The sequence below is a fragment of the Tersicoccus solisilvae genome (assembly GCF_014643255.1).
GTDB lineage: Bacteria > Actinomycetota > Actinomycetes > Actinomycetales > Micrococcaceae > Tersicoccus > Tersicoccus solisilvae.
Genome location: NZ_BMJI01000004.1, coordinates 60,074 through 80,302 on the forward strand (window position 1 = coordinate 60,074; position 20,229 = coordinate 80,302).

General features: G+C 71.2%; 23 protein-coding genes. 2 read left to right on the forward strand and 21 right to left on the reverse strand.

Annotated features, from left to right (window positions below; translation table 11 throughout):
* Positions 1 to 50: 50 nt before the first annotated feature.
* From glgX to glmS, 4 genes are all read right to left on the reverse strand, one after another.
* Complete coding sequence (glgX, locus tag IEX22_RS05450; protein ID WP_188667220.1) at positions 51 to 2,234, reverse strand: glycogen debranching protein GlgX; 2,184 nt, start codon at positions 2,232 to 2,234, stop codon at positions 51 to 53.
* A gap of 147 nt (positions 2,235 to 2,381) precedes the next feature.
* Positions 2,382 to 3,962 carry a bifunctional ADP-dependent NAD(P)H-hydrate dehydratase/NAD(P)H-hydrate epimerase gene (locus IEX22_RS05455; RefSeq protein WP_188667222.1) on the reverse strand — a complete coding sequence of 527 codons (1,581 nt, stop codon included), beginning with the start codon at positions 3,960 to 3,962 and terminating at the stop codon, positions 2,382 to 2,384.
* 48 nt (positions 3,963 to 4,010) lie between these two features.
* Positions 4,011 to 4,373: a holo-ACP synthase gene (locus IEX22_RS05460; protein ID WP_188667440.1), complete on the reverse strand. Its 363-nt coding sequence runs from the start codon at positions 4,371 to 4,373 to the stop codon at positions 4,011 to 4,013.
* Between the two features lie 13 nt (positions 4,374 to 4,386).
* On the reverse strand, positions 4,387 to 6,270 hold the full coding sequence (gene glmS, locus IEX22_RS05465) for a glutamine--fructose-6-phosphate transaminase (isomerizing) (protein ID WP_188667225.1): 1,884 nt from the start codon (positions 6,268 to 6,270) through the stop codon (positions 4,387 to 4,389).
* A gap of 163 nt (positions 6,271 to 6,433) precedes the next feature.
* Between glmS and coaA the strand changes: the two genes are divergently transcribed.
* Positions 6,434 to 7,429, forward strand: coding sequence for a type I pantothenate kinase (coaA, locus tag IEX22_RS05470; protein WP_188667227.1), 996 nt, complete (start codon positions 6,434 to 6,436; stop codon positions 7,427 to 7,429).
* 396 nt (positions 7,430 to 7,825) lie between these two features.
* A complete protein-coding gene (mscL, locus tag IEX22_RS05475) occupies positions 7,826 to 8,227 on the forward strand; it encodes a large conductance mechanosensitive channel protein MscL (RefSeq protein ID WP_188667229.1) in 402 nt (133 codons plus the stop codon).
* Positions 8,228 to 8,317: 90 nt separating this feature from the next.
* On the opposite strand, the gene glmM is transcribed toward mscL, so the two are convergent.
* From glmM to rplR, 17 genes are all read right to left on the reverse strand, one after another.
* On the reverse strand, positions 8,318 to 9,679 hold the full coding sequence (glmM, locus tag IEX22_RS05480; protein ID WP_188667231.1) for a phosphoglucosamine mutase: 1,362 nt from the start codon (positions 9,677 to 9,679) through the stop codon (positions 8,318 to 8,320).
* A 146-nt stretch (positions 9,680 to 9,825) separates the two neighbouring features.
* Positions 9,826 to 10,332 (reverse strand): 30S ribosomal protein S9, encoded by a 507-nt coding sequence (rpsI, locus tag IEX22_RS05485; protein WP_188667233.1) that lies wholly within the window; start codon positions 10,330 to 10,332, stop codon positions 9,826 to 9,828.
* Between the two features lie 32 nt (positions 10,333 to 10,364).
* A complete protein-coding gene (gene rplM / locus IEX22_RS05490; protein ID WP_188667235.1) occupies positions 10,365 to 10,808 on the reverse strand; it encodes a 50S ribosomal protein L13 in 444 nt (147 codons plus the stop codon).
* A gap of 323 nt (positions 10,809 to 11,131) precedes the next feature.
* Positions 11,132 to 12,049: a tRNA pseudouridine synthase A gene (locus IEX22_RS05495; protein ID WP_229659793.1), complete on the reverse strand. Its 918-nt coding sequence runs from the start codon at positions 12,047 to 12,049 to the stop codon at positions 11,132 to 11,134.
* Between the two features lie 89 nt (positions 12,050 to 12,138).
* Positions 12,139 to 12,702, reverse strand: coding sequence for a 50S ribosomal protein L17 (gene rplQ, locus IEX22_RS05500; protein ID WP_188667237.1), 564 nt, complete (start codon positions 12,700 to 12,702; stop codon positions 12,139 to 12,141).
* Positions 12,703 to 12,728: 26 nt separating this feature from the next.
* The gene (locus tag IEX22_RS05505) at positions 12,729 to 13,736 is read right to left on the reverse strand and encodes a DNA-directed RNA polymerase subunit alpha (protein WP_188667239.1); all 1,008 of its coding nucleotides are present in this window, start codon (positions 13,734 to 13,736) and stop codon (positions 12,729 to 12,731) included.
* Positions 13,737 to 13,900: 164 nt separating this feature from the next.
* The gene (rpsK, locus tag IEX22_RS05510; protein ID WP_076693531.1) at positions 13,901 to 14,302 is read right to left on the reverse strand and encodes a 30S ribosomal protein S11; all 402 of its coding nucleotides are present in this window, start codon (positions 14,300 to 14,302) and stop codon (positions 13,901 to 13,903) included.
* 49 nt (positions 14,303 to 14,351) lie between these two features.
* On the reverse strand, positions 14,352 to 14,726 hold the full coding sequence (gene rpsM / locus IEX22_RS05515; protein ID WP_188667242.1) for a 30S ribosomal protein S13: 375 nt from the start codon (positions 14,724 to 14,726) through the stop codon (positions 14,352 to 14,354).
* A 190-nt stretch (positions 14,727 to 14,916) separates the two neighbouring features.
* A complete protein-coding gene (gene rpmJ / locus IEX22_RS05520) occupies positions 14,917 to 15,030 on the reverse strand; it encodes a 50S ribosomal protein L36 (RefSeq protein WP_017833320.1) in 114 nt (37 codons plus the stop codon).
* Between the two features lie 15 nt (positions 15,031 to 15,045).
* Positions 15,046 to 15,267, reverse strand: a complete 222-nt coding sequence (infA, locus tag IEX22_RS05525) for a translation initiation factor IF-1 (protein WP_076693529.1) — start codon at positions 15,265 to 15,267, stop codon at positions 15,046 to 15,048.
* A gap of 210 nt (positions 15,268 to 15,477) precedes the next feature.
* Positions 15,478 to 16,305, reverse strand: a complete 828-nt coding sequence (gene map, locus IEX22_RS05530) for a type I methionyl aminopeptidase (RefSeq protein WP_188667243.1) — start codon at positions 16,303 to 16,305, stop codon at positions 15,478 to 15,480.
* 2 nt (positions 16,306 to 16,307) lie between these two features.
* The gene (locus IEX22_RS05535) at positions 16,308 to 16,883 is read right to left on the reverse strand and encodes an adenylate kinase (RefSeq protein WP_188667442.1); all 576 of its coding nucleotides are present in this window, start codon (positions 16,881 to 16,883) and stop codon (positions 16,308 to 16,310) included.
* 53 nt (positions 16,884 to 16,936) lie between these two features.
* Positions 16,937 to 18,247, reverse strand: coding sequence for a preprotein translocase subunit SecY (gene secY, locus IEX22_RS05540; RefSeq protein ID WP_188667245.1), 1,311 nt, complete (start codon positions 18,245 to 18,247; stop codon positions 16,937 to 16,939).
* Positions 18,248 to 18,403: 156 nt separating this feature from the next.
* Positions 18,404 to 18,907 carry a 50S ribosomal protein L15 gene (gene rplO, locus IEX22_RS05545; protein ID WP_188667247.1) on the reverse strand — a complete coding sequence of 168 codons (504 nt, stop codon included), beginning with the start codon at positions 18,905 to 18,907 and terminating at the stop codon, positions 18,404 to 18,406.
* Positions 18,904 to 19,104 (reverse strand): 50S ribosomal protein L30, encoded by a 201-nt coding sequence (gene rpmD / locus IEX22_RS05550; protein ID WP_188667249.1) that lies wholly within the window; start codon positions 19,102 to 19,104, stop codon positions 18,904 to 18,906. The genes rplO and rpmD overlap by 4 nt, the downstream gene beginning before the upstream one ends.
* A gap of 2 nt (positions 19,105 to 19,106) precedes the next feature.
* Positions 19,107 to 19,847, reverse strand: a complete 741-nt coding sequence (gene rpsE / locus IEX22_RS05555; protein ID WP_188667251.1) for a 30S ribosomal protein S5 — start codon at positions 19,845 to 19,847, stop codon at positions 19,107 to 19,109.
* On the reverse strand, positions 19,844 to 20,227 hold the full coding sequence (gene rplR, locus IEX22_RS05560) for a 50S ribosomal protein L18 (protein WP_188667253.1): 384 nt from the start codon (positions 20,225 to 20,227) through the stop codon (positions 19,844 to 19,846). Before rplR ends, rpsE begins: the two co-directional genes overlap by 4 nt.
* Positions 20,228 to 20,229: the final 2 nt, after the last annotated feature.

Here is a 20,229-nt window from a genome sequence, read left to right on the forward strand (position 1 = left end):
AGGGGTCGCTGGGTCGGGTCGGTCCGCCCGCGGGCGGACCGACCCGCACGTCAGGAGTCGGTCTCGGTCACGCTCTGCGTGAGCACCGCCAGGGACGCGGCGACGGAGTGGTCCGGCTCGACCTCGGGCTCGGTGAAGGCGCGCAGCACGACCATCGACCGTTCGGCGACGACGCACTCCTCCCCGGCCTCGTGGACGATGTCCTCCTCGGCGGACCCGGCGGTGTCGATGACCTCCGCCCACTTCTCCCCCAGGTCGGCCGGCGGCAACTTGAAGGTCACCGGCTCCGGACTGGAGTTGAAGTAGAGCAGGAAGTTGTCGTCCGTGATCTCCCGGCCCATGCTGTCGACGCCCTGGATGCCGTCGCCGTTCAGCCACATGCCGAACGAGCGGCTCAGTGCGTTGTCCCAGTCGGAGGGCACCATTCGGGTGCCGTCGCTGTTCAGCCAGGCGATGTCCGGCAGGGAGGTCCGGGACCCCGGCTCCACCGGCCGACCGTCGAAGAAGTACCGCCGGCGGAAGGTCGGGTGATCCGCGCGCAACCGGTTCACCGCGGCCGTGAACTCGACCAGCGGCAGATCCGCCTTGTCCCAGTGCACCCAGGTCAGCTCGGAGTCCTGGCAGTACGTGTTGTTGTTGCCCTGCTGGGTGCGGCCGAGCTCGTCGCCGTGCAGGATCATGGGCACGCCCTGCGAGAGCAGCAGGGTGGCGATGAAGTTGCGCTGCTGGCGGGCGCGCAGGGCGAGCACGTTCTCGTCGTCGGTCTCGCCCTCGATGCCCGAGTTCCAGGACCGGTTGTGCGACTCCCCGTCGTTGTTGTCCTCGCCGTTGGCCTCGTTGTGCTTCTCGTTGTAGGAGACGAGGTCACGCAGCGTGAAGCCGTCGTGGGCGGTGACGAAGTTGATCGACGCCACCGGCCGGCGGGCGGACCGCTCGTACAGGTCCGCGGAGCCGGTCAGCCGGGAGGCGAACTCGCCCAGCGTGGAGGGCTCGCCCCGCCAGAAGTCGCGCACGGTGTCCCGGTACTTGCCGTTCCACTCGGTCCACTGCGGCGGGAAGTTGCCCACCTGGTAGCCGCCGGGCCCGATGTCCCAGGGCTCGGCGATCAGCTTGACCTGGGACACCACCGGGTCCTGCTGGATCAGTTCGAAGAAGGTCGAGAGCTTGTCGACGTCGTAGAACTCGCGGGCCAGGGTGGAGGCGAGGTCGAACCGGAAGCCGTCGACGTGCATCTCGGTGACCCAGTACCGCAGCGAGTCCATCAGCAGCTGCAGCGAGTGCGGGTGCCGCACGTTCAGCGAGTTGCCCGTGCCCGTGTAGTCCATGTAGTACCGCTTGTCGTCGTCCACGAGACGGTAGTACGCGGCGTTGTCGATGCCCTTGAAGGACAGCACGGGACCCATGTGGTTGCCCTCGGCCGTGTGGTTGTAGACGACGTCGAGGATCACCTCGATGCCCGCCCGGTGCAGCGAGCGGACCATCGCCTTGAACTCCTGCACCTGGGCGCCCAGGTCACCGGTGGAGCAGTAGGTGTTCTGCGGGGCGAAGAAGCCGATGGTGTTGTAGCCCCAGTAGTTCGACAGGCCCTTCTCCAGCAGCGTGGAGTCGTTGACGAACTGGTGCACGGGCATCAGCTCGATCGCGGTGACGCCCAGCTTCTGCAGGTGGGCGATGACCGACGGGTGGGCGACGCCGGCATAGGTGCCGCGCTGGTCCTGCGGCACGTCGGGGTGCAGCTCCGTCAGTCCCTTGACGTGCGCCTCGTAGATGACCGACTTGGGGTACGGGATCCGCGGGAGCCGGTCCCCGTCCCAGTCGAAGAAGGGGTTGATCACGACGCCGTGCATCATGTGCGCGCCGGAGTCGTCGTCGTTCACCGAGTCGGGATCACCGAAGTGGTAGGGGAACAGCGACTCGTCCCAGTCGATCTCCCCGGCGACGGCCTTCGCGTACGGGTCCAGCAGCAGCTTGTTGGGGTTGCAGCGCAGCCCCTGGGCCGGGTCGTTCGGCCCCTCGATGCGGTAGCCGTAGCGCTGACCGGGCTGGATGTGAGGCAGGTAGCAGTGCCAGACGTAGCCGTCGACCTCCTGCAGCTCGACGCGCTCCTCGGTCCCATCGGCATCGATCAGACACAGGACCACCTTCTCGGCGACCTCACTGAACAGCGCGAAGTTCGTGCCCGTGCCGTCGTAGGTGGCACCCAGCGGATAGGGGTTCCCGGGCCAGACTTCCATGCACACTCCAGTCTCGACAGACATGATCGAAAGACAACGCTACCCGGTCGCGGGCCCGGAGCGGGCATGGCTCTGGTCACATGATCAGCAGGCTGTCGATCATGGCGAATTCGCGCAGGTCACGCCGACGCGCGCGACCGGCGGGGTTCAGCCGGCCAGGACGTCACGCACCGCGGCCGCCAGCGCGTCGATGACGGCGGTCGCGTGGATCGGACCGCCGGCGCCGGTGCCCTCCGGGTCGCGCGCTGCCGTGCGACCGGCCCGGCCGTGGAGCGACGCGGCGACGGCCGCGGCAGCGGCCCACCGAACGTCCCCGCCCAGTCCCCGGTCGTCGAACGCGCGCGGGTGCTCGGCGACGCCGGCGAGGACGGCGCCGAGGATGCCGGCCAGGACGTCGCCGCTGCCGGCGGTGGACAGCCACGGGGTGGCGTCGGCCTGGCTGAAGGCGGTGCCGTCCGGCCCGGCCACGAGGGTCGTGGCGCCTTTGAGAAGCACCGTGCACCCCGTGATCCGGGCGGCCAGGCGGGCGTGGTGCAGGGGCCGCGCCTCGACGTCGGACCGCTCCACCGCAGCGCCATCGGCGGCGTGCCGGTCGGACAGCAGCCGCGCGAGTTCGCCGGCGTGCGGGGTGAGCACCAGGTGCGCGGCCCCCTGCTCGGGCAGCACGCTCATGCCGCCGGCGTCCACGACGGCGGGGGTGCCGGTCCGGACGGCCGCCGCGAGGGCGGTCCGCACCCGGTCCAGCTGGGCCTCGTCGTCGTTGGTGCCGGGCCCGACGAGCCAGGCCTGCACGTGCACGTCACCGGGCTGCTGCGCGCTGCAGACCGCGTCCGGGGTGCGCGCGTTGATGAGGCCTCCCACGGCCTCCGGCCCGAGGTAGCGGACCATGCCGACGCCCGCGGCCGCCGCGGCGGCGGTGGTGAGCAGGGCCGCGCCCGGGTACTGCGCCGACCCGGCGACGACGCCGAGCACGCCGCGGCTGTACTTCTGGGCGCTGCGGGCGGGCGTGGGCCACAGGGCCCGCAGCTCCGCCGTCTGCAGGCGGCGCAGGTCCGGGTCCGGCAGGTCCGCCTCGATGCCGAGGGGGACGACGGTCAGAGTGCCCCGCGCGGCCTCCCCGGCCCCGGCCAGATGCCCGACCTTCGCGCCGCCGAACGTGGCGGTCGCGTCGGCGGTGACGTGCTCGCCCGGAGCCTCCCCGGTGTCCGCGTCGATGCCGGAGGCGATGTCGCAGGCCAGGACGGTGACGACGCCGGTCCGGCGGAGGTCCTCGAGGTGGGCGGCGAGGCCGGCCGCGGGCTCTCGCAGGCCGCCCGAGGCGCCGGTGCCGAGGATGCCGTCGATGACGACGTCGGCGTCGGCGAGCAGCCGGCGTGCGGCGTCGGTGGACGCGTCGTCGTCGGCGAGGCGCACGACGTCGCCGCCCGCGGCGTGCACGTCGGCCAGCCCGGGCTCGTGGGCGCGGTCGGCGACGAGGATGGCGGCGGGTCTCAGACCCCGGCGGGCCAGCAGGGCGGCCGCCCAGAGGGCGTCGCCGCCGTTGTTGCCGGAACCGGCCAGGGCCACCACCCGGGCGCCGTAGCGGGGGCGCCGTCGGGCGTCGAGCAGGGCCAGTGCCGCGCCGGCCAGGCCGTGCGCGGCCCGGCGCATCAGCGCGTCCCCCGCCCCGGCGTCGAGACGCGGTGCCTCCGCGGCGCGGATCTGCGCGCCGGTCCAGGCGTTCAGCATGCTCGGTCCCCTCTGCTCGCGTCGGCCACCGGCGGCGGCCGGAGCCGCTCAGTCGGCGGCATCCTCGCCTTCGGCGATCACCATGCCGGTGGCGATGTCGCCGTCGTGGCTGATGGACACGTGCCAGCGGGCGATGCCACGCTCGGCGGCCACCGCGGCCACGCTGTCGCACAGCCGCAGCACGGGGGCTCCGGCGTCGTCGGTCTCGACCCAGCAGTGCTGCCAGTTCATGCCGGCGGGAGCGCCCAGCGCCTTGGCGGTGGCCTCCTTGACGGCGAATCGCGCGGCGAGGGACCGCAGGGGCAGGCCGCGCTCGGCGGGCACGAACAGCCGCTCGACCAGCCGGGGGGTGCGGGCGAGCTGGGCGGCGAACCGCTCGACCGCCACGACGTCCACGCCGATGCCGCGGATGCCCACGCCGGGCCTACTCGACCGTGACGGACTTGGCGAGGTTGCGGGGCTGGTCCACGTCGTAGCCCTTGGAATCGGCCAGCTGGCACGCGAAGAGCTGCAGGGGGACGGTGGTCAGCAGCGGGGCGAGCAGCACCGGCGCCTGCGGGACACGGATCACCTCGTTCGCGTACGGGGTGACCGCCTCGTCGCCCTCCTCCGCGATCACGATGGTGATGGCACCACGGGCGCGCACCTCCTGGATGTTGGAGACGACCTTGGCGTGCAGCGAGTCGCGGCCGCGCGGGGACGGCACGATGACGAACACCGGCTGCCCCTCCTCGACCAGCGCGATCGGCCCGTGCTTCAGCTCGCCGGCGGCGAAACCCTCGGCGTGGATGTAGGCGATCTCCTTGAGCTTCAGGGCGCCCTCGAGGGCCACCGGGTAGCCGACGTGGCGGCCGAGGAACAGCACCGACTCCGCGTCGGACATGCGCCGGGCCAGGTCGGTGACCTCCCCGCCGGCGTCGAGCACCGTCTGGATCTTGGCGGGGATCTCCTGCAGCTCGCGGAGCACCTCGCGCACCTCGTCGGGGAACTTGGTGCCGCGCAGCTGGGCGAGGTAGAGGCCCAGCAGGTAGGCGGCGGCGATCTGGGAGAGGAAGGCCTTGGTGGACGCCACCGCGATCTCGGGGCCGGCGTGCGTGTAGATCACGGCGTCGGACTCGCGCGGGATGGTCGAGCCGTTGGTGTTGCAGATGGAGACGACCTTGGCGCCCTGCTCGCGGGCGTGCCGCACCGCCATCAGGGTGTCCATGGTCTCGCCGGACTGGGAGAACGCGACGACGAGGGTCTTCTCGTTGACGATCGGGTCCCGGTAGCGGAACTCGTGGGCGAGCTCGACCTCGGTGGGGATCCGGCACCAGTGCTCGATCGCGTACTTGGCGACCTGGCCGGCGTAGGCGGCGGTGCCGCACGCCACGACGACAATCTTGTCCACCGAGCGCAGGATCGACTCGTCGATGCGCAGCTCGTCGAGCATCAGGTTGCCGTGCTGGTCGAGGCGGCCCATCAGGGTCTGTTCGACGGCGAGGGGCTGCTCGTTGATCTCCTTGAGCATGAAGGAGGAGTAGCCGTCCTTCTCGGCGGCGGCGGCGTCCCAGTCGACCTGGTACTCGGTGCCGGTGGCGGGGGCGCCGTGGAAGTCGGTGATGTCCATCGCCTCGGGGGTGATGGTGACGATCTGGTCCTGGCCGAGCTCGACGGCGCGCCGCGTGTAGTCGATGAAGCCGGAGACGTCGGAGCCGAGGAAGTTCTCGCCCTCGCCCAGCCCCACCACGAGCGGGGAGCTGCGCCGCGCGGCGACGACGACGTCGGGGGCGTCGGCATGCACGGCCAGGAGGGTGAAGGCTCCCTCGAGCCGCTGGCAGGCGCGCTGCATGGCGGTGGTCAGGCGCTGACCGGGGTCGGCCACCTCGTCGGCGAGGGACCGGTAGAGCCGGGCGAGGAGGGCGGCGGCGACCTCGGTGTCGGTCTCGGAGAGGAACACGTGACCGGCGTCGAGCAGCTCGGCCTTGAGCTCCGCGAAGTTCTCGATGATGCCGTTGTGGATGACGGCGAGCCGGCCTTCGTCGGCCAGGTGGGGGTGCGCGTTGCGGTCGGTCGGGCCGCCGTGGGTGGCCCACCGGGTGTGCCCGATGCCGGTGACCGCGTCGGGCAGCGGCTCGCGCTCGATCTCGTCGAGGAGGTTGGAGAGCTTGCCGGACTTCTTCCGGGAGTCGATGGCGCCGTCCGCGACGACGGCGACGCCGGCGGAGTCGTAGCCGCGGTACTCGAGGCGCCGCAGCCCCTCGAGCACGACGTTGAGAGCGGTGTGGGCGTGCCCGGGCCGCCCGACGTAACCAACGATTCCACACATGCCTGCCAGCTTAGCGGGGGTCGTGGAGCCTCTCGGACACGGCACGGATGCGGCCCCGGTGACGTCCGCCGCACCGTCGGGCCGTCACCGCGTACCGCCGGACCCGCGGTGGCGGCCGCGCGCCAAGTGGACTCCCCCTGCCCCGACGGGCAGAATCGAGACGATGAGCGTGGAGCCCGCGGGCCTCGTCCCGACCCTGTCCCCCCGTGCCCCGTCGGCGGAGCACGGGGTGAGTCCGTTCATCGAACTGGACCGCCCCACCTGGGCGCGGCTGTCCACCGAGATCGACTCCCCGCTCAACCAGGAGGACATCGACCGGCTGCGCGGCACGGGCGATCCCCTCGATCTGGACGAGATCCGGGACGTGTACCTCCCGCTGTCCCGGCTGCTCAACCTCTACGTCGAGGCCGCCGGGCACACCCACAACGTCACCACGACGTTCCTGGGCGAACGGATGCACCGCACCCCGTTCGTCATCGCCGTCGCGGGCTCGGTGGCCGTGGGCAAATCCACGATCGCCCGCGTGCTGCGGGAGATGCTGCGCCGGTGGCCGAGCACGCCCGACGTCCAGCTGGTCACCACGGACGGGTTCCTGTTGCCGAACGCGGAGCTGGAACGGCGGGGCCTGATGGAGCGCAAGGGCTTCCCGGAGTCCTACGACCAGCGGGCGCTGCTGCGCTTCGTCGCCGCCGTCAAGAGCGGAGCCGAGGAGGTGCGCGCGCCCTGGTACTCGCACCTCGTCTACGACATCGTGCCCGACCGGGAGATCGTCGTCCGGCGCCCGGACGTGCTGATCGTCGAGGGCCTGAACGTGCTGCAGCCGGCCCGCCGGCATCGGGACGGGCGGGTGGGCCTGGCCCTGAGCGACTACTTCGACTTCTCCCTCTTCGTGGACGCCCGCACCGCGGACATCGAGAACTGGTACATCCAGCGGTTCCGCCAGCTGCGCTCGTCCGCGTTCGCCGACCCCCAGTCCTATTTCCGCCGATTCGCCACCCTCTCCGACGCGGAGGCCGAGGCCACCGCTCGCGGGTACTGGCGCGGGATCAACGAGCCGAACCTGACCGAGAACGTGCTGCCGACGCGCGGCCGCGCCCAGCTGGTGCTGAGCAAGGACGCGGACCATTCGGTGCGGCGCGTGCTGTTGCGGAAGACCTGACGTGCGGGCGGCGAGCCGGGCGGGCCGGGCCCTGCGGGGCGTGGCGACGGTGACGGCTGTCGGCCTGCTGCTGGCCGCCTGCGACGGGCCCGCCCCGGAGCCGAGCCCGAGCCCGAGTTCGTCGACGGCGCCGGCGTCGTCCCCCGCCCCGACCGGGACGTCCCCCGAGACCACGCCGTCGCCGTCCGCCGCACCTTCCGTCACGGCGACGGGGCTGGCGCCCCGCCCCGTCCCGGTGCCGAGCTCGTTCACCCCGAGTCGCCCGACGCACGGTGTCACCGTCCCGCCGGACCCTCGCCCGACCCGCTGACCTCGTTCCCGGATCCGGGAACCTTCCGGCACGCCGCCACGTTGAGGTCTTTCGCGTTCCGTGATGGTGCCCGTTACGCTGCTGCCATGTTGCAGGGATTCAAGGAATTCATCATGAAGGGCAACGTGCTGGACCTGGCCGTTGCCGTGATCATCGGCGCGGCCTTCTCCAAGATCGTCGACGCCCTCGTCACCAATGTGCTGATGCCGCTCATCGCGGCACTGATCGGCTCCCCGAACTTCGACAGCTTCGCCCTCGTCACCATCAACGGCGTCGACGTCAAGTTCGGCGTCCTGCTCACCGCGATCGTCAACTTCCTGCTCGTCGCCGCCGCCGTCTACTTCGCCATCGTCCTGCCCATGAACAAGATGATCGAGCGGCGCAACCGCCGGCTCGGGATCGTCCCCGCCGACGCGCCCGCCGATCCGCAGGTGCAGCTGCTCACCGAGATCCGGGACTCCCTCGCGGCCGGCAACCCCCGCGCCTGACCCCCACCCGCCACCGCCGACGCACGAGGCCCGCCACCGGAACCATCCGGGGGCGGGCCTCGTCACGTCACGGGAACGCGGTCGGGCTGCTCAGACCTTCTCGACCAGGGCCAGACTGTCCCGCACGGCCTGCGCGAGGGACTCCGCCTCGATCCGAGCGGTGTCCATGTCCGCGGCCTCGACCATCACCCGGACGACCGGTTCGGTGCCGGAGGGCCGCAGCAGCACGCGGCCGGTCTCCCCGAGTCGCTCCTCGGTCGCGGCGATGACGGCCTGCAGATCCTCGTGGGTGGCGGCACGCGACTTGTCGACACCCTTGACGTTGATCAGCACCTGCGGCAGCCGGGTCATCTGCGCGGCGAGCGCGGAGAGGGGCGTGCCGGTGGCGGCCACCTGGGCGGCCAGCTGCAGCCCGGTGAGCACGCCGTCGCCGGTGGTCGCGTGGTCGGCGAAGATCACGTGGCCGGACTGCTCTCCGCCGAGCGAGTAGCCGCCCTCGCGCATGCGCTCCAGCACGTAGCGGTCGCCGACACCGGTCTCCTCGATCCGGATCCCGGCGTCCCGCAGCGCGAGCTTGAGCCCGAGATTGCTCATCACGGTCGCGACCAGCACGTCGTCGCGCAGGGCGTCGCGCTGCTTGAGCGAGAGGGCGAGGATGGCCATGATCTGGTCCCCGTCCACCTCCTCGCCGAGCTCGTCGATCGCGAGGCACCGGTCGGCGTCGCCGTCGTGTGCGACGCCGAGGTCGGCGCCGTGCTCGAGGACGGCCGCACGGAGTGCCCCGAGGTGGGTCGAACCCACGCCGTCGTTGATGTTGATGCCGTCCGGGTCCGCCCCGATCACGATCACCGTGGCGCCCGCGTCGGTGAAGGCCTGCGGCGAGCATCCGCTGGCGGCGCCGTTGGCGCAGTCGACGACCACGGTCAGCCCGTCCAGCCGCGCCGGCAGGGTCGCCAGCAGGTGCAGCACGTACCGGTCCTCGGCGTCGGCGAAGCGCTGGATCCGGCCCACGTCGGCGCCGGTCGGCCGCCGCCGCTCCGGGCCGCGGAACACCGCCTCGATCTCGTCCTCGACGGCGTCGGGCAGCTTCTGGCCGCCGCGGGCGAAGAACTTGATGCCGTTGTCCGGCGCCGGGTTGTGTGAGGCGGAGATCATCACCCCGAAGTCGGCGCCGATGTCGGCGACGAGGAAGGCGGCCGCCGGGGTGGGCAGCACCCCCGCGTCGTACACGTCCACGCCCTCGCTCGCCAGGCCGGCGGCGGTGGCGGCGGCGATGAACTCGCCGCTGACCCGCGGGTCGCGTGCGAGCACCGCCCGGGGCCGCGCGCCCTGCTCGGTGCGGTCGTGGCCGAGCACCTGCGCGGCGGCCTGCGCCAACCCCAGTGCCAGCTCCGCCGTCAGGGTGCCATTGGCCAGCCCACGGACTCCATCGGTTCCGAACAATCTAGACATCGCCACTCATCATAGCGGCGGCCCCGGCGCCGTCGGCCCGCATCCGCCGTTCCCGGGGTCGCGGGGCGGCCCCGGGAACGACGAACGGCCGGCCACCCCGCGAGGGGAGACCGGCCGTTCGGTGGCGGCAGTGGTGCCGCGAAGGATCAGCGCTTCGAGTACTGCGGGGCCTTGCGGGCCTTCTTCAGGCCGGCCTTCTTGCGCTCGATGACGCGGGCGTCACGGGTGAGGAAGCCGGCCTTCTTCAGGGTCGGCCGGTTGTTCTCCCGGTCGATCTCGTTCAGGGCCCGGGCGATGCCCAGGCGCAGCGCGCCGGCCTGACCGGAGGCGCCGCCACCGTCGATGCGGGCGATGACGTCGTACGCGCCCTCGAGCTCGAGGATGCGGAACGGGTCGTTCACCTCCTGCTGGTGCAGTTTGTTCGGGAAGTAGTTCCCCAGCTCGCGACCGTTGATCGTCCAGCTGCCGGTGCCGGGCACCAGGCGGACGCGGGCGATGGCCTCCTTGCGCCGGCCGACGGCCGAGCCGGGGACGGTCAGGGCCGGGCGGGCCGCGGCGGGGGTCTCCGCGCCGGCGGCCGCCGACTCGCTGGTGTAGCTGGTCAGGGTGTCCTCGCCGTCGGCGGCGAAGGTCTGCTCGTCGTTCTGAGCCACGATTCTCCTTGGGTGTGCTTCGGGGCCCGCGACTACTGCGCGACCTGGGTGATGGCGAACGTCTGGGGCTGCTGAGCGGCGTGGGGGTGCTCCGGCCCGACGTAGATCTTCAGCTTCGCCAGCTGCTTGGCGGCCAGCGAGTTCTTCGGCAGCATGCCCTTGACGGCCTTCTCCACCGCGCGAGCCGGGTTCTTCTCCAGCAGCTCGGCGTAGGTGACGGACTTGAGGCCGCCCGGGTAGCCGGAGTGCCGGTAGGCGCGCTTCTGCTCGGCCTTGGCGCCGGTCAGGGCGACCTTGTCGGCGTTGATGATGATGACGAAGTCACCGGTGTCGACGTGGGGGGCAAAGGTCGGCTTGTGCTTGCCGCGCAGCAGCGTTGCGGTCTGGCTGGCAAGGCGACCCAGGACGACGTCGGTGGCGTCGATGACATGCCACTTGCGGTCGATGTCACCGGGCTTCGGAGTGTACGTACGCACGTTGTTTGCCTTCGTTTCGTTACAGTTCGTGGTGGCGCAACTGTGGACGCGCCGAGGTCGGTGCGAAGCGGGAGACGGCCAGGTGAGGGCTGAGCATCATCCCCTGATCCTCGACCGGCGCACCCCGTCGGCGATGTCCTGCAACCGGACCCGACCGGGGTGCGCGTGATCCGGGCAGGACACGCACAACAGCTGTCCACGATACCGGGTCCGCACCCCGCGGGTCAAAGCGAGCCCCCTCACCCTCCGCCAGCTCGTCAATAGGTGTTCACCGGGGCCCCTCTCGAGCACCATATGGAGCATCTATTGACGAGCTGGCGGACTCAGACGAGGGGGTCGCGACGGGCGCGGGTGGCGTCGGCGCGGGCTGCGAGGTCGGCGTCCGCCGGGTAGACGACCTCCTCGAGCACCAGCGGATGCGGCGGAGCGAGCCGGGTGGCGGAGTCACGGATCCGGGCGTCGAGCCGCTCCCGCACCCAGCCGGTGTCCCGCCGCCCGTCACCGGCCTGCAGGGCGGCGCCGATCAGGCCACGCACCATGTGGTGGCAGAACGCGTCGGCCTGCACGTCGGCGACGACGACGCCGTCGGGCTCGCGCGTGAACGCGAAGCGTTGCAGCTCCCGGACGGTGGTGGCGTGCTCCCGCGGCTTGCAGAAGGAGAGGAAGTCGCCGACACCGGTGACGGCGGCCGCCGCCGCGTTGAGCGCGTCGACATCGAGGGCCTCCGGGTGCCACAGCACACTGCCGCGCCGCAGCGGGTCACGGCCGGCGGCCGGGTCGGCGATCCGGTAGCTGTAGCGCCGGGCGAGGGCGGAGAAGCGGGCGTCGAACCCGGCCGGCGCGACGGCGGCCCGGTGCACGACGACGGCGTCGGCCGCGTGCGGGCCGATGTCCCCGAGCACCCGGCCGAGCACCCCGCGCATGCGGCGCAGCAGCGCGTCGGCCGGGTCGCCGGTGTCGCGGCGGCGCAGGCCCTCCCACTCCGTGGCGGTGACGTCGAGATGGGCGACCTGGCCCCGGGCGTGCACGCCGGCGTCGGTTCGGCCGGCCACGGTCAGCCGCACGGGCCGGCGCAGCAGCAGCGCCAGTCCGTCCTCCAGCGCCCCCTGCACGGTGGGGGCGGCGGGTTGGGTGGCCCAGCCGGCGAACGGGGCGCCGTCGTAGGCGATGCCGAGCCGGATTCGCAGCATCGGCTCGTCCTCCCCCGGCTCCGGGCGCGGGAACGTCACCTGCGCGCTCATGTTCTCCTCCGAGCTCGGAATTCCTGGGTAACGCACGATGCCCGCCCCCGCGAGTGCGGGGACGGGCATCGACGTGCGATCACGCGGGGTCAGGCCTTCTCGGCGTCGCCCTCGGCCGTGACGGTCGCCTCGGTGGTCCCGGCCTCGGCCGGAGCCTCGGTCGTGGTCTCCGCAGCGGCGTCCTCCACCGTGCTGTCCTCGGCCGGGGCCTCGGCAGCGGCGGCGGGGGCCGCGGACGCGCCGGCACGCCGCGTGGCGTTCTCGGCCTCGGCCACGGTGGCCTGCTTCGGCGAGACCGGCTCGAGCACGAGCTCGATCACGGCCATCGGCGCGTTGTCACCCTTGCGGGGGCCGATCTTGGTGATGCGGGTGTACCCGCCGTCGCGCTGCGACACGGCCGGGGCGATCTCGGTGAAGAGCTCGTGGACCACGGTCTTGTCGTGGATGACGCCGAGCACGCGCCGGCGCGAGGCCAGGTCGCCGCGCTTGGCGAAGGTGACGAGGCGCTCGGCGAACGGCCGGAGGCGCTTGGCCTTGGTCACCGTGGTGGTGATCCGCCGGTGCTCGAACAGCGACTGCGCCAGGTTGGCGAGCATGAGGCGCTCGTGGGCGGGACCGCCTCCGAGGCGCGGACCCTTGGTGGGGGTGGGCATGATTGTTCTCCTCTAGAAACGGCGGATCAGAGTTCGTCGTCGCCGTACTCGGCGTCGTCCTCTTCCAGGGCGGCACGGGCGGCCAGGTCGAAGCCCGGGGGCGAGTCCTTCAGCGAGAGGCCGAGCTCGAGGAGCTTGGCCTTGACCTCGTCGATGGACTTGGCGCCGAAGTTCCGGATGTCCATCAGGTCCGCCTCGGACCGGGCGACGAGCTCACCCACGCTGTGGATGCCCTCGCGCTTGAGGCAGTTGTAGGACCGGACCGTCAGCTCCAGGTCCTCGATCGGCAGCGCCATGTCGGCGGCGAGGGCGGCGTCCGTCGGGGACGGGCCGATCTCGATGCCCTCGGCCGCGGTGTTCAGCTCGCGGGCCAGGCCGAACAGCTCCACCAGGGTGGTGCCGGCCGAGGCGACGGCGTCACGGGGGCTGATCGCGGCCTTCGTCTCGACGTCGACGACCAGGCTGTCGAAGTCGGTGCGCTGCTCGACGCGGGTGGCGTCGACGCGGAAGGTCACCTTCAGGACGGGCGAGTAGATCGAGTCGACCGGGATCCGGCCGATCTCCGCGTCGAAGGACTTGTTCTGCGCCGCCGAGACGTAGCCGCGGCCGCGCTCGATGGTCAGCTCGACCTCGAACGTGCCCTTGTCGTTCAGCGTGGCGATGTGCAGGTCCGGGTTGTGGAACTCGACGCCGGCCGGCGGGGCGATGTCCGCGGCGGTGACGACGCCCGGACCCTGCTTGCGCAGGTAGGCGACGACGGGCTCGTCGTGCTCCGAGGAGACCGAGAGCTGCTTGATGTTCAGGATGATCTCGGTGACGTCCTCCTTGACCCCGGGGACCGTCGTGAACTCGTGCAGCACACCGTCGATGCGGATGCTGGTCACGGCGGCGCCGGGGATGGAGGAGAGCAGGGTCCGCCGCAGCGAGTTGCCGAGCGTGTAGCCGAAACCGGGCTCGAGCGGTTCGATGGTGAAACGGGAGCGCGTCTCGGAGACGACGTCTTCCGTGAGCGTGGGGCGCTGTGCAATGAGCACTTCGGAGGTTTCCTTTCAGCGAGCGACCGCTATATGACGCAACACAGTGGTGGAATGACCGGGTCCGTCCACCGGCGGGGCGTCGGCATCACGCCGAGGCCGCCGGCGGTGGCACGACCGAGCGACCGGACCCGCGCAGGAGCGGACCCGGTCGCCGGGGAGGATCAGACGCGGCGGCGCTTGGGCGGGCGGCAGCCGTTGTGGGCGCTGGGGGTGACGTCCTGGATCGTGCCGACCTCCAGGCCGGTGGCCTGCAGCGACCGGATCGCGGTCTCACGACCGGAACCGGGACCCTTGACGAACACGTCGACCTTCTTGACGCCGTGCTCCTGCGCACGCTTGGCGGCCGACTCGGCGGCCATCTGCGCGGCGTACGGGGTGGACTTGCGGGAGCCCTTGAAGCCGACCTCGCCGGCCGAGGCCCACGAGATCACGGCACCGCTCGGATCGGTGATCGAGACGATGGTGTTGTTGAAGGTGCTCTTGATGTGCGCCTGGCCCAGCGTGATGTTCTTCTTGTCCTTGCGGCGCGGCTTGCGCACCGCGGAGCGGGTCTTCGGGGGCATGTCTACTCTCCTGGGATGGGATCTGCGTTCGCGAGAGGTCCGCTGAGAATCAGCGGGCCTTCTTCTTGCCGGCCACGGTGCGCTTCGGGCCCTTGCGGGTGCGCGCGTTCGTCTTCGTGCGCTGGCCGCGCACCGGCAGGCCGCGGCGGTGCCGCAGGCCCTCGTAGCTGCCGATCTCGACCTTGCGGCGGATGTCGGCGGCCACCTCACGGCGGAGATCACCCTCGACCCGGAAGTTGCCCTCGATGTAGTCGCGCAGCTGCACCAGCTGGTCGTCCGTCAGGTCCTTGACCCGGATGTCCGGGCTGATCCCGGTCTCGGCCAGGGTCTGGTGCGCGCGGGTGCGGCCCACGCCGTAGATGTAGGTCAGCGCGATCTCGACCCGCTTCTCACGGGGAATGTCGACGCCAGCGAGACGTGCCATGTGGCGGTTCTCCTTGTTTCATCCGGAGGTCTGAGGCATCACCGTCCACGGCGGTCTCGCCGTGGTCCCCGGCCTCCGGGACCGGGGGTGTGCGGGCTGCGCCCGCGGTGGTGCCTGTCGTGGCCGGCGCCGACGGCGCCGGGGGTGGGTGCTGTCGCACCCGGTGCGGCCCAGGGCCTCCCGAAGGAGGTCAGCCCTGGCGCTGCTTGTGGCGTGGGTTCTCGCAGATCACCATGACCCGGCCGTTGCGGCGGATCACCTTGCACTTGTCGCAGATCGGCTTCACGCTCGGTTGGACCTTCATGTCTTTCCTTTGCGTTTACTTGTAGCGGTAGACGATGCGGCCGCGAGACAGGTCGTAGGGAGAGAGCTCCACCACCACCCGGTCCTCGGGGAGGATCCGGATGTAGTGCTGACGCATCTTCCCGGAGATGTGGGCGAGCACGAGGTGACCGTTGGACAACTCCACCCGGAAGGTGGCGTTGGGCAGCGCCTCGGTCACTGTGCCCTCGATCTCGATGACACCGTCTTTCTTGGCCATGAACTCCGCTATCGTTTTCTCGTCCGCCCCGGTCGAGGCGGTGGGACGTTCCCGATCGTCCGGGTCCGTCGCGTGGACATGCGGTCGCCCGGGTGGGGAACTCGTCTCACCGGGGAACGGACACGCCGCGCAAAGGGCGCAGACAACCAACAGACGAGTCTACGCGGATCAGCCCCCGAAGGGAAATCGGGGCGGACGTCGGCGCCCGGTTCAGGGGGCGACGGGCGTGACGCCGTAGGGCGCGAGCCGGGCCGCGCCGCCGTCCGGCGCGGTGAGCACCCAGATGCCGTCCTCGTGCCGGGCCACCGAGTGCTCCCAGTGGGCGGCGCGGGCGCCGTCGACGGTCACGACGGTCCAGTCGTCGTCGAGCACGGCCGTCTCCAGCCCTCCGGCCACGAGCATCGGCTCGATGGCCAGGCAGAGCCCGGCCCGGGCCTTCGGGCCGCGGTCACGGGCCCGGTAGTTGAGCACGTCGGGCGGCTGGTGCATGGCGGTGCCGATGCCGTGGCCGACATAGTCCTCGAGGATGCCGAACCGCTCCCCCGCCAGCTCGGTGACCCGGTCGTCGATCGCGGCGCCGACGTCCCCGACGCGGGTCGCCGTCGCGAACGCGGCCACCCCCGCCCACATGGCCTCCTCGGTGACCCGGGAGAGCTCGACGTCGGCGGGGTCCGCCTCGCCCACGATCAGGGTGCGGGCGCTGTCGCCGTGCCAGCCGTCGACGATCGCGCCGCCGTCGATGGAGACCAGGTCCCCGTCGGCGAGCCGGTAGCTCCCCGGGATGCCGTGCACCACCTGCTGGTTCACCGAGATGCACAGGGTGGCCGGGTACCCGTGGTAACCGAGGAAGTTCGACGTGGCGCCGGCAGCACGGATGACCGCGGCCGCGGCGGCGTCGATCTCGGCGGTGCTGACCCCCACCCGGGCGGCGGCGACCGCGGCGTCCAGGGCCGCGGACGTGACGCGGCCGGCCTCGACCATGTGCGCCATCTGCTCGCGGGACTTGTACTCGATGCCGTGCCGGGCGAAGGGGGACATCGTCAGGCCTGGCGCTCGATGACGCGCGCCATGGCGGCCATCACACGATCCGTGACCTCGTCGATCGCGCCGATGCCGTCCACCTCGACGAGGATTCCCCGGCCCGCGTACTCCTTGACGACGGCGGACGTCTGCTGGGTGTAGAGGTCGAGCCGATGCCGGATCACCGATTCGTTGTCGTCCGTGCGGCCTTCCTCGGCGGCGCGGCTGAGAAGACGGCGGACCAGTTCCTCGTGGTCGGCGGTCAGCTGCAGGACGAGGTCCAGGCTGGTGCTGCCGGCGGCGAGGATGGCGTCCAGCTCCTCCACCTGGGCGGTGGTGCGCGGGTAGCCGTCGAGGAGGAAGCCGCCGGCGACGTCCGCCTGGGCCAGCCGTTCGCGGACCATGTTGTTCGTCACCGAGTCCGGCACGAAGTCGCCGGCGTCCATGTAGGACTTCGCCTCGATGCCGAGCGGCGTGCGCTCCTTGACGTTGGCCCGGAAGATGTCGCCCGTGGAGATGGCGACGATGCCGAGCCGCTCACTGATGCGCGCGGCCTGGGTGCCCTTGCCGGAGCCCGGCGGACCGATGATCAGCATCCGCACGCCCGCGGCCGCCAGGGAAGCCGTCTGTGCCTGTACGTCCGTCTGAGTCATCGCAGGAGCCCTTCGTAGTGTCGTTGCTGCAGTTGCGCGTCGATCTGCTTCACCGTCTCGAGCCCGACACCCACGACGATCAGCAGCGACGTCCCGCCGAACGGGAAGTTCTGGTTCGCGCCGAACATCACGAGGGCGATCAGCGGGAGCAGGGCGACCACCGCGAGGTAGATCGCCCCGGGCAGGGTGATCCGCGAGAGCACGTACTGCAGGTACTGCTCCGTCGGTCGGCCGGCCCGGATGCCCGGGATGAAGCCGCCGTACTTCTTCATGTTGTCGCTCACCTCGGTGGGGTTGAAGGTGATGGACCCGTAGAAGTACGTGAAGAAGATGATCAGCAGGGCGTACAGCGCCATGTACAGCGGGTGGTCGCCGCGGGTGAGGTAGTTGTTGATCCACACGACCCACCCGGCGGGTTCCTGCCCCGCCTGCGGGGTGTTGAACTGCGCGAGCAGGCTCGGCAGGTACAGCATCGAGGACGCGAAGATCACGGGGATCACGCCGGCCATGTTGACCTTGATGGGGATGTACGTCGTGGTGCCGCCCACGGTCCGCCGTCCCACCATGCGTTTGGCGTACTGGACGGGGATGCGGCGCTGGGACTGCTCGACGAAGACGACGGCGGCGACGACGACGAGGCCGAGGACCAGCACGAGCAGGAACGTGCCCCAGCCCTTGGTCGTGAGGATGGCACCGAGCGCGCTGGGGAAGCCGGCGGCCACGGAGGTGAAGATGAGGATGGACATGCCGTTGCCGACACCCTTCTCCGTCACCAGTTCGCCGAGCCACATGATCAGCCCGGTGCCGGCCGTGAGCGTCACGATCAGCAGGACGATGGTCGCCGGGTCGTCCTGGGGGATGACCGGGTACGGGCAGTTGTTCAGCAGGGCACCGGACCGGGCCAGCGTCACGATCGTCGTCGCGTTCAGGACGCCGAGCCCGATGGTGAGGTAGCGCGTGTACTGCGTCAGCCTCGCCTGCCCGGTCTGCCCCTCCTCCCAGAGCGTCTGGAAGTAGGGGATCACGACGCGCAGCAGCTGGATGATGATGCTGGCGGTGATGTAGGGCATGATGCCGAGCGCGAAGATGGACACCTGCAGCAGCGCTCCGCCGCTGAACAGGTTGACCAGCTGATACACGCCGCCCGAGGTGTTGCCGAGGGCGAGGCACTGCTGCACGTTGGCGTAGTCGACGCCCGGGGAGGGGACATACGCACCCGCCCGGTAGATGGCGATCACCGCCAGCGTGAACAACAACTTGCGTCGCAGATCGGGCGTCCGGAACGCCCGTCCAAGTGCGCTGAGCAAGTGTCCTCCTGGAGAGAGTCAAGGGGTGGAAGCGGTGGCCGCTGGCCACAGCTTGCCAGTGTATCGGTAGTGGTTCCGGTGGCGTCGCCGCCCCGGATGCGACGAACTCCCGGCCGAGGGTGTTCCCCTCGACCGGGAGTTCGGCTCACGTGCTGGTTACAGCGCGGTGGTGCTGCCGCCGGCGGCGGCGATCTTCTCGATCGCGCTGGCCGAGAACGCGTTCGCGGTGACGTTCACCGCGACGCCGATCTCGCCCGAGCCGAGGATCTTCACCGGCTGGTTCTTGCGGACGGCGCCCTTGGCGACCAGCGCCTCGACGTCCACCGTGCCGCCGGCCGGGAACAGCTCCGCGAGCTTGTCCAGGTTCACGACCTGGAACTCGACGCGGAACGGGTTCGTGAAGCCGCGCAGCTTCGGCATCCGCATGTGCAGCGGGAGCTGACCGCCGGCGAAGCCCGGGCGGACCTGGTACCGGGCCTTCGTGCCCTTGGTACCGCGGCCCGCGGTCTTGCCCTTGGAGCCCTCGCCGCGACCCACGCGGGTGCGGGCGGTCTTCGCGCCGGGAGCCGGCCGGAGGTGGTGGACCTTCAGGGCGTGGGTGGACCCGGCGCCCTCGACGGCCTCGTTCGTGTTCGTGTTCGTGTTCGTGTTCTCGCTCATTTCGCCTCCTCGACCTTCACCAGGTGCGACACCGTGTGGATCATGCCCAGGGTCACGGCGTCGGCGTCACGCTCGACCGTGTGGCCGATCCGCTTGAGGCCGAGCGAACGCAGCGTGTCCCGCTGGTTCTGCTTGCCCCCGATGACGGACCGGATCTGGGTCACCTTCAGCTTGCCTTCGTACGTCGGCGCAGCCATGGTCACGCACCTGCCTTCTGGATCGAGCGCAGCAGCGGCCCGGGGACGACCTCGTCCATGGGCAGGCCACGGCGGGCCGCCACGGAGCGGGGCTCCTCGAGACCCTTGAGCGCCGCCACCGTCGCGTGGACGATGTTGATGGCGTTCGAGGAGCCGAGCGACTTGGAGAGCACGTCGTGGATGCCGGCGCACTCGAGCACGGCGCGCACCGGACCACCGGCGATCACGCCGGTACCCGGTGTGGCCGGGCGGAGCATGACGACGCCCGCGGCGGCCTCACCCTGCACGCGGTGCGGGATGGTGCGGTCCTCGATGCGGGGGACGCGGAAGAAGGACTTCTTCGCCTCCTCGACGCCCTTGGCGATCGCGGCCGGCACCTCCTTGGCCTTGCCGTAGCCGACACCGACCATCCCGTTGCCGTCACCGACGACGACGAGGGCGGTGAAGGAGAACCGGCGGCCGCCCTTGACGACCTTGGCGACGCGGTTGATGTTCACGACGCGCTCGAGGAACTTGTCCCGATCGTCGTCGCGGCCACCACGGCCACCACGGCCACCACGGCCGCCGTCACGGCCACGGCCGCGCTCACCGCGCTCGCCACGACCGCCGCGCTCACCCCGACCACCGTCGGTGCGAGCACCGCCGTCGGTCCGCGTGCTGTCTGCGGCAGCGCCGGCGGTGTCCGCCGTGGTCGCCTCTGCGTTGTTCACCACAGTGTCCTTCTCGTTGTTCTGCTCGCTCACAGTGCCAGCCCCTTCTCGCGGGCGCCCTCAGCAACCGCGGCCACCCGGCCGTGGTACTTGTTGCCCGCGCGGTCGAACACGACGCTCGCCACACCGGCGGCCTGGGCGCGCTCGGCGACCAGTTCGCCGACCCGGCGGGCCTTGGCGGTCTTGTCGGCCTCGAGCGACCGCAGGTCCGCCTCGAGGGTCGACGCCGACGCGAGGGTGACCCCGCGGGTGTCGTCGACGACCTGGACGAAGACGTGGCGGCTGGAGCGGGTGACGACCAGGCGCGGCCGGGTCGTCGTGCCGTTGACGTGCTTCCGGCCACGGACCTGGCGGCGAGCACGGGCGGCGGCCTTGCTCCGGCCCTTGATGACGGAGATCCCGATGGGAGTCATGG